Raw genomic sequence first — 6,713 nt, 5'->3', positions numbered from 1 at the left:
CTCGCTCCCACAGTGGATCGGAGTCGTTCACAAAACCCCTGTGGGAGCGAGCCTGCTCGCGAAGCGGCCAGCCCAATCACAACAATTCTGTCTGCCTGAATGCCCCACGAACGAGCGACCCGCGTCGATTCGGTGCAAAAAATCCCCGTCAATAACCGCTCCCGCCTAATAAACACGCCATTCCCCCACTTGGCACAACCACTGCATTACCCCAACCAACACACACATAAAGCCCAACCTTCAACGACGAAGGCTGCGCTTCCCGAGAGAACGGGACCAGGACAAAGGCGTCCTCGCTAGGCAACTAGCGGGACGCCTTTTTTTGTTTGCGCAAAATTTGTCGAGCAAGGCCTGACTGCCCCACAAGAGGCCAGCCGCAGCTCCCGGAGAACCTGATGAAAAAACTCAAACTGGTGATGATCGGCAATGGCATGGCCGGGGTCCGCACCCTCGAAGAACTGCTCAAGCTGAGTAACGAGCTGTACGACATCACGGTCTTCGGCGCCGAACCGCACACCAACTACAACCGCATCCTGCTCTCGCCGGTGCTGGCCGGTGAACAGACCTTCGAAGAAATCGTGCTTAACGACCTCGACTGGTACCTGGAAAACAACATCAAGCTGTTGCTCAACCGCAAGGTGGTGCAGATCGACCGGGTCAAACGCCGGGTGATCGCCGAGGATGGCACCGAAGCCGAATACGATCGCCTGCTGATCGCCACCGGTTCGACGCCGTTTATTCTGCCGATCCCCGGCAACACCCTGCACGGCGTGATCGGCTATCGCGACATCGCCGACACCCAGGCGATGATCGACACCGCGAAAACCCACAAGCACGCGGTGGTCATCGGCGGTGGCCTGCTCGGTCTCGAAGCGGCGAACGGCCTGATGCTGCGCGGCATGCACGTCACCGTGGTGCATCTCGGTGAGTGGTTACTGGAACGCCAACTCGACAAAACCAGCGGCCAACTGCTGCAAAGTGCCCTCGAATCCCGTGGCCTGCACTTCCGTCTGTGCGAACAGACCCAAGCCCTTCACGATGCGGGCAATGGCCGGGTCGGCTCGGTGCAATTCAAGAACGGCGACATCATCCCGGCTGATCTGGTGGTAATGGCGGCCGGTATCCGTCCCAACACCGAACTGGCGGAAAAGGCCGGCATCCCGTGCAATCGCGGGATTCTGGTCAACGACACCCTGCAAACCTACGACCCGCGCATCTATGCCATCGGCGAGTGCGCCAGCCACCGAGGCATTGCCTACGGTCTGGTCGCACCGTTGTTCGAACAGGCCAAGGTCTGCGCCAACCACCTCGCCCAACTGGGTTTTGCCCGTTATCAGGGTTCGGTGACCTCGACCAAATTGAAAGTCACCGGCATCGACCTGTTTTCCGCCGGCGACTTCATGGGCGGCGAAGGCACGGAAACCATCACCCTCTCCGACCCGATTGGCGGCGTGTACAAAAAACTGGTGATCAAGGATGACGTGTTGGTCGGCGCCTGTCTGTACGGCGATACGGCAGATGGCGGTTGGTATTTCCGGCAGATTCGTGAGAATCACGCCATCGGCGAGATCCGCGATCACCTGATGTTCGGAGAAAACGCACTCGGAGACGTAGGACATCAGGGCCAGGACAAAGCCATGGTCATGGCCGACAGCGCCGAAGTCTGCGGTTGCAACGGCGTGTGCAAAGGCACCATCGTCAAAGCCATTCAGGAACACGGCCTGTTCAGCGTCGACGAGGTGAAGAAACATACCAAAGCGGCCAGCTCCTGCGGTTCGTGCGCCGGGTTGGTCGAGCAGATCCTGATCAACACCGTCGGCGGCGCAGCCGACGTCAAACCGAAGAGCGAAAAAGCCATCTGCGGTTGCAGCGACCTCAACCACGGGCAGATCCGGCAGGCCATTCGCGAGCAGCACCTGCTGACCATCGCCGGGACCATGAACTACCTCAACTGGCGCACGCCGAACGGCTGCGCAACGTGCCGCCCGGCCCTCAACTATTACCTGATTTCCACCTGGCCCGGCGAAGCCAAGGACGATCCGCAATCACGCCTGATCAACGAACGCGCCCACGCCAACATCCAGAAGGACGGTACCTATTCGGTGGTGCCACGCATGTGGGGCGGTGTGACCAATCCTTCGGAACTGCGGCGGATTGCCGACGTGGCCGACAAGTACAACGTGCCGATGGTCAAGGTCACCGGCGGTCAGCGCATCGACTTGCTCGGCATCAAGAAGCAGGACTTGCCCGGCGTCTGGAAGGATCTCGACATGCCCTCCGGCCATGCCTACGGCAAATCCATCCGCACCGTGAAAACCTGCGTCGGCAGCGAGTTCTGCCGCTTCGGCACGCAGAACTCGACCCAGTTGGGCATCGAGCTTGAGCACGACCTCTTCAACATGTGGTCGCCGCACAAAGTCAAACTGGCCGTCTCCGGATGCCCACGCAACTGCTCGGAAGCGGGGATCAAAGACGTAGGAATCATCGGCGTTGACTCCGGCTGGGAGATGTACATCGGCGGCAACGGCGGGATCAAAACCGAGGTCGCCGAGTTCTTCGTCAAGCTGAAAACCGCCGAGGAAGTCCGCGAATACAACGGCGCGTTCCTGCAGCTCTACCGCGAAGAAGCGTTCTACCTCGAACGCACCGTGCACTACCTGCAACGGGTCGGCATGGAGCACATCAAGAAAGCCGTGCTGGAAGACCCCGAGCGCCGCAAAACCTTGAACGAACGCCTGCAATTCTCCCTGTCGTTCGAGCAAGACCCGTGGAAAGAGCGTCTGGCGCAGCCGCAACTAAAAAAAGAATTCGACGTGATCCCGGTTAAAAATCTGGAGGTGCCAGCATGAACTGGCTGGATATCTGTGCCCTCGACGAGATCAATGCCCTCGGTTCGCGAATCATTGCCGGGCCGAAAGGTGACATCGCGATTTTTCGTACAAGCGACGACGAAGTTTTCGCCCTCGACGACCGCTGCCCGCACAAGGGCGGGCCATTGTCGCAAGGTCTGATTTACGGCAAACGGGTCGCCTGTCCGTTGCACAACTGGCAGATCGACCTGCAAACCGGAGAAGCTCAGGCCCCGGACATTGGTTGCGCACACCATCACCTGGCGCGGGTCGAGAATGGTCGGGTGCAGTTGGCTCTGCGGGACGCCATCTGATGAACCGCCAGACGACCGCCTCGACCTGCTGCTATTGCGGGGTCGGCTGCGGCGTGCTGATCGAGCATGACGGCGAGCACATCCTCGGCGTTAGCGGTGATCCGGCGCATCCGGCCAACTACGGCAAACTGTGCAGCAAAGGCTCGACCCTGCACCTGACCGGCGACCTTGCGGCTCGCGCGCTGTATCCGGAATTGCGTCTGGGTAAAGGCCTGGCGCGCAGCCGCACCGACTGGGACACCGCGCTGGAACACGCCGCCAACGTGTTCGCCGAAACCATCGCCGAACACGGCCCGGACAGCGTGGCGTTCTATATCTCCGGACAGTTGTTGACCGAGGACTATTACGCCTTCAACAAGCTGGCACGGGCACTGGTCGGCACCAACAACATCGACAGCAACTCACGCTTGTGCATGTCGTCGGCGGTGGTCGGCTACAAGCGCAGCCTTGGCGCCGACGCTCCACCGTGCAGCTATGAGGATCTGGAACTCAGCGACTGCGTGATGATCGTCGGCAGTAACATGGCCTACGCCCATCCGGTACTTTTTCGTCGGCTGGAAGAGGCAAAATCCCGCCGCCCACAGATGAAAGTCATCGTCATTGATCCGCGGCGCACCGACACCTGCGACCTCGCCGACCTGCATCTGGCGATTCTGCCCGGCACCGATGTCGCTTTATTCCATGGGATTTTGCATCTGTTGTTGTGGGAAGACTGGATCGACCGCGACTTCATCAAGGCGCACACCGACGGTCTCCCCGACCTGAAAAACCTGGTACGCGATTACACCCCGCAAATGGTTTCGCAGCTGTGCGGAATCAGCGTCGAGCAATTGCAGCAGTGCGCCGAATGGGTGGGCACTTCGCCGAGTTTTCTGTCGCTGTGGTGCATGGGCCTGAACCAGTCCACGGCCGGCAGCGCGAAAAACAGCGCTTTGATCAATCTGCACCTGGCCACTGGGCAAATCGGTCGTCCGGGTGCAGGACCTTTCTCCCTCACCGGTCAGCCAAATGCCATGGGCGGACGGGAAACCGGCAGTTTGTCGAATCTGTTGCCAGGCCATCGAGACGCGGCCAACCCTGAACACCGCGCCGAAGTAGCGGCTTATTGGGGCGTTGATCGGTTGCCAGACAGTACCGGTCTCAGTGCCATCGAACTGTTCGAGCAAGTGCGCAGCGGCAAGATCAAGGCGTTGTGGATTGCCTGCACCAACCCAGCGCAATCGATGCCGGATCAACAGGCTGTGCGCGCAGCACTGGAGGGCTGCCCGTTTGTAGTTCTGCAAGAAGCCTTTCGCACCACAGAAACCGCAGCATTCGCCGATCTGCTGCTGCCCGCCGCCAGTTGGGGCGAGAAAGAAGGCTCGGTAACCAATTCCGAGCGACGCATTTCCCACGTGCGCAAAGCCATCCTCCCACCGGGTGAAGCGCGGCCAGACTGGGCGATCACGGTGGATTTCGCACAACGTCTGGAGAAACGTCTTCGCGCCGATGAACCGAGCCTGTTTAGGTTCAACCAACCTGCGCAGTTGTTCGATGAATTCAAGGGGCTGACGCGCGGCCGTGATCTGGATATGTCCGGGATCAGTCATGCGCTGATCGACGAGATCGGCCCGCAGCAATGGCCCTTCCCTGTCGGCGCTCGCGAAGGCACGCCGCGACTGTACGAGAACGGCATTTTCCCGACCGCCAACGGCCGCGCGCAATTCATTGCCGACCCGTATCGCGCCGCCAAGGAACAACGTGACGCTCGCTTTCCATTGACGTTGATCACCGGCCGCCTGCGCGATCAATGGCACGGTATGAGCCGCACCGGCACGGCGGCGCAGCTGTTCGGGCATGTCAGCGAAGCCGTGTTGAGCCTGCATCCAGACGAATTGCGTCGGCATCGTTTGCAGCCGGGCGACCTGGTTAATCTGAAAAGTCGGCGCGGCGCGGTGATCGTCGCAGTCGCCAGCGATGACAGCGTGCGTCCAGGGCAAGCATTTTTGCCGATGCACTGGGGTGATCGCTTTCTCAAGGGCGGCGTAAACAGCTTGACCCTGGCGGCCTTTGATCCACTGTCGAAACAACCGGAACTCAAACACAGCGGTGTGCGCCTCGAGTCGGTGAATCTGCCGTGGCAACTTTTCGCACTGATCGAAGGCGATGTTCAACGGCATTTCGAGACGCTACGACCGCTCTGTGAGGCGTTTTCCTACGTGAGTCTCAGCCTTGTCGGACGTGAACGATCGGCATTGCTGATACGAGCAGCCAGCAGCGAGGCCCCCAATGCGCAATTGCTCGGTGAAATCGACCGATGCCTGTCACTGATCGACGGCCCGGTATTGGCCTATGACGATCCGCGCCGCGCCATTGGCAAACGCGTGCGCATTGAAAATGGCCGGATCACTGCGATCCGGTTGGCCGGAGAAACCCTCGCTCAGCATTGGCTGCAAGGGTTGTGGCTGGAAGGCCGCGCGGATGAACAACTGCGGCGCTGGCTACTGGCGCCAATGAGTGCGCCGCCGGGCAGTGCCGGAGCGCAGATGGCTGTGGATAAAACCCTGTGCAACTGCAAGAACGTCAGCCTCAACGCGGTCTGCGCCGGCATTCGCCAAGGGCTGGATCTGCAAGGTTTGAAGAGCGAACTGGGCTGCGGCACGCAATGCGGCTCGTGCGTCCCGGAAATTAAACGCTTGCTGGCGGCCGACGCGCAGCCAGTCGCCGTCATCTGATGAGGAAAACACCATGAACGCAAAAGTCTGGCTGGTCGGTGCAGGACCGGGTGATCCGGAACTGCTGACCCTCAAAGCGGTGCGCGCCCTGCGCGAGGCCGATGTGGTGCTGATCGATGATCTGGTCAACGACGCGGTACTGGAGCATTGCTCTGGCGCACGCATCATTGCGGTGGGTAAACGCGGCGGTTGCCGTTCGACACCGCAAGCCTTTATCCATCGGCTGATGCTGCGCTACACCCGCCAAGGCAAGTGCGTGGTGCGGCTCAAGGGCGGCGATCCGTGCATTTTCGGCCGTGGTGGCGAAGAGGCGCAGTGGCTTCGTGAGCGTGGAGTCGAAGTGGAGTTGGTCAATGGCATCACCGCCGGACTGGCCGGGGCGACGCAGTGCGATATTCCGCTGACGTTACGCGGTGTGGCGCGCGGGGTGACACTGGTGACTGCACACACTCAGGACGACAGCCAGTTGAACTGGCAGGCACTGGCGCAGGGCGGCACGACGCTGGTGGTTTATATGGGCGTGGCCAAGCTGGGGGAGATTCGCGATCAGTTGTTGGCGGGCGGGATGGCTGCGGATACGCCAGTGGCGATGATCGAGAATGCGTCGTTGCCGGAGCAGCGGGAATGCCGGAGCGATCTGACGGCAATGAACGAAGCCGCCTACAGATTTCAATTGAAGAGCCCTGCGATACTGGTGATCGGCGCGGTGGCTGCTGTTGAAAATCAAAACATCGCAGCCTTCGGCAGGTCCTGCACAGGGACTGCGTAGTCCTGGGAAGACAAATCGCAGACAAAGAAAAGCCCGGCCTAAGCCGGGCTTTTCTCAGAGCGGCAGC

Annotated in this window: 4 protein-coding genes; all 4 read left to right on the top strand. The window is 60.5% G+C overall.

Annotation, left to right across the window (positions count from 1 at the left end; genetic code table 11):
- Positions 1-395: 395 nt before the first annotated feature.
- The 4 genes from nirB to cobA are packed head-to-tail and all read left to right on the top strand — an operon-like array spanning position 396 to position 6,646.
- Complete coding sequence (gene nirB, locus M9827_RS05280) at positions 396-2,849, top strand: nitrite reductase large subunit NirB (RefSeq protein ID WP_250603978.1); 2,454 nt, start codon at positions 396-398, stop codon at positions 2,847-2,849.
- Positions 2,846-3,163, top strand: a complete 318-nt coding sequence (gene nirD, locus M9827_RS05275) for a nitrite reductase small subunit NirD (RefSeq protein ID WP_250603976.1) — start codon at positions 2,846-2,848, stop codon at positions 3,161-3,163. Before nirB ends, nirD begins: the two co-directional genes overlap by 4 nt.
- Entirely contained in the window at positions 3,163-5,877 is a 2,715-nt protein-coding gene (locus tag M9827_RS05270; RefSeq protein WP_250603974.1) for a nitrate reductase, read from the top strand. The genes nirD and M9827_RS05270 overlap by 1 nt, the downstream gene beginning before the upstream one ends.
- A 13-nt stretch (positions 5,878-5,890) precedes the next feature.
- Positions 5,891-6,646 carry a uroporphyrinogen-III C-methyltransferase gene (cobA, locus tag M9827_RS05265; protein ID WP_250603972.1) on the top strand — a complete coding sequence of 252 codons (756 nt, stop codon included), beginning with the start codon at positions 5,891-5,893 and terminating at the stop codon, positions 6,644-6,646.
- Positions 6,647-6,713: the final 67 nt, after the last annotated feature.

Origin of the sequence: Pseudomonas sp. AKS31, assembly GCF_023634765.1 — a bacterium.
Lineage (GTDB): Bacteria > Pseudomonadota > Gammaproteobacteria > Pseudomonadales > Pseudomonadaceae > Aquipseudomonas.
This window is presented reverse-complemented; position numbering and strand designations above follow the sequence as displayed.

What these genes read in the sequence shown, in the direction of transcription:
- nirD (WP_250603976.1), top strand. Translation starts at nt 2,846, where the DNA reads ATGAACTGGCTGGATATCTGTGCCCTCGACGAGATCAATGCCCTCGGT.
- M9827_RS05270 (WP_250603974.1), top strand. Translation starts at nt 3,163, where the DNA reads ATGAACCGCCAGACGACCGCCTCGACCTGCTGCTATTGCGGGGTCGGC.
- cobA (WP_250603972.1), top strand. Translation starts at nt 5,891, where the DNA reads ATGAACGCAAAAGTCTGGCTGGTCGGTGCAGGACCGGGTGATCCGGAA.
- nirB (WP_250603978.1), top strand. Translation starts at nt 396, where the DNA reads ATGAAAAAACTCAAACTGGTGATGATCGGCAATGGCATGGCCGGGGTC.